Genomic DNA, 2,069 nt, shown 5'->3' with positions numbered 1-2,069 from the left:
GCTTTTTATATAACGGTAACCAGTCATATGCCATTTGATTTTTATCCAGAAGAATATAGCCAGGAGGAATTTGAGGATTTAGAACCTCCGATTGTAAAATATTACTTTAATTCAGTTTACTTTACTGATCAGTCAATAAAACATTTTTTTGAAAAACTTAACTTAAAGAAAAGATTTATACCAAGGTACTCTTTTTGTCTTTTACTCTAATCATAGTTCTGATATAAAAAAAGAAACATACAGTTCAGCTGGAGAATTTGTTATGGAAAAAAATATTTCAGAAGAAAATGCTCAAGAATAGGGAGGTCCAAGTAATGAACAAATTTATTAAAAAAGCTTCAATTTATATTTTAGTAATGTTATTTGCAGCTGCAGTTATTTTTACAGCTAATTATTATTATGGACAAAAAATAGCAGAAGATGTGGAAATTGAAATCAGAAAAACAGCAGCGGCTAATGACTATCAGCTCCGCAGTTTGGAGGTTGAAAGCAATCCTTTGCTTCAAAAAATAGATATCAGAGATGCTAGTATAACAAAAAGAGATCAATTTAATTTAATTGTTAATCAGGCAGAAATTAGTTTTAACTGGCAGCAAATAATTAATTATATTCGTAATCAGAATTTTGAGTTTAATAAGAATTTAGAGACAAAGATTGCTCAAATTAATTATTCTAATTTAAATAAAAACTATCAAATTAATATAAAAGGTGCAGAACTTCATTACCAGGGTAATCTAACAGAAGAAAATATTTTAGCTATCAAAAATGAAAATGATCTTCAGCTTCTTTTAGAAGATAATCATAATTTAGATTTTACTGCAGCTGAATTAAAGTATAATTTTCCCTATTATAGAAGTTATGGTCTCAGTGAACAGGATTGGAATAGATTGTCGACATTTAGTGATTTTAAATTAAGGGTAGATTATGATCAGGCAAATCAAAACTTAAAACTGGAAGAATTTAATTTAAGCAGCGAATTACTGAAAATAATTTATAATTTTGATTCAATAATTGATTATAATGAGCAAGAGCAGCAAATTTATGTTGAAGAAGCAAAAGGTAATTATGATTTTCATTTAACAGCATCAGATTTGAATTTTTCAGCTAATGATTTTTATCAGGACCTTGAATTTAACCAATTTGATTTTAATGGAAGCTTTGATTTAACAAATCAGAATAATCGAATTAAGGTAAATCAGCTTGATTTTAATTTGAATTTAAATGAATTGAAACTTGTGCTGGCAGAAATCATGGCTCAACAATTAAATGAAAATAGTTTTGGTATTTTAGCTGAAAATAATCAATTTGAAATTTTAATCAACAAATTTTCTTATCAGCAGCAGTACAGTCATCCTAATGGCAGCAGTCATTCGGAATTAGATTCTTCAATACTGTTGGCTGAATTAGATGCTGAATATAATTATAGTGAAGAAATCCCATATATCAGCAGTGGTGAATTAAGATATAAACCGCAAACTGCTAAAGTTGAACAGCTTAATTCTTTTCTGCAGCTTGTGTTAAGTGAAAGAATAACTAGAAATGAAGATGGTTTTTATCAGCTTAAATTTTGGGGTCCAATAGATTCTTTAAATTTAGAGTAAAGAGCAAAACATTCTAAATTATTAGAAAGAGCTGTTCAAATAGGAAAAACAAACAATTATGTGAAATTACTTTACAAACTTTAATTTAGATGCTAAAATATAACTAGTAAATTTAATAACTAACGAGGATGGGTGAAATTCCCTACCGGTGGTAAAGTCCACAAATCCATTAGGATTGATCTGATGAAATGCAGAACCGACAGTAAAGTCTGGAAGGGAGTTAGGTTATGGGTTAATTAATCTAATTTGTTTATTTGTCATTTAATTTATTATAGATTTTAAATATTTTAAATCTATAGTGCTGAATAAATAGTTATAATTAACTTATATTATAATATTTGATTATTAAAGTCCTTCCAGTTTTGGTCAGTTCTGGAAGGACTTTTTCTAATTTCCGAGGAATTATAAAATTATTGAGTCGGAGCAGTTGAATTTTAGGCTAAAAATTAAACTATAAAAATGGGGGTA

The 2,069-nt window shown here is 27.9% G+C and carries 2 protein-coding genes and 1 riboswitch; both genes read left to right on the top strand.

The genetic code is table 11. The features are described from left to right. Nucleotides 1–210 (top strand): sulfatase-like hydrolase/transferase (locus CI949_RS20230; RefSeq protein WP_290769817.1); only part of this gene is annotated, 210 nt, incomplete at its 5' end. Between the two features lie 104 nt (nucleotides 211–314). Then, nucleotides 315–1,601, top strand: coding sequence for a hypothetical protein (locus CI949_RS20225; RefSeq protein ID WP_290769816.1), 1,287 nt, complete (start codon nucleotides 315–317; stop codon nucleotides 1,599–1,601). Nucleotides 1,602–1,715: 114 nt separating this feature from the next. Next, a riboswitch (FMN riboswitch) is annotated at nucleotides 1,716–1,830 on the top strand. Nucleotides 1,831–2,069 lie beyond the last annotated feature (239 nt).

This window comes from Halanaerobium sp. (assembly GCF_003070835.1).
This window is presented reverse-complemented; position numbering and strand designations above follow the sequence as displayed.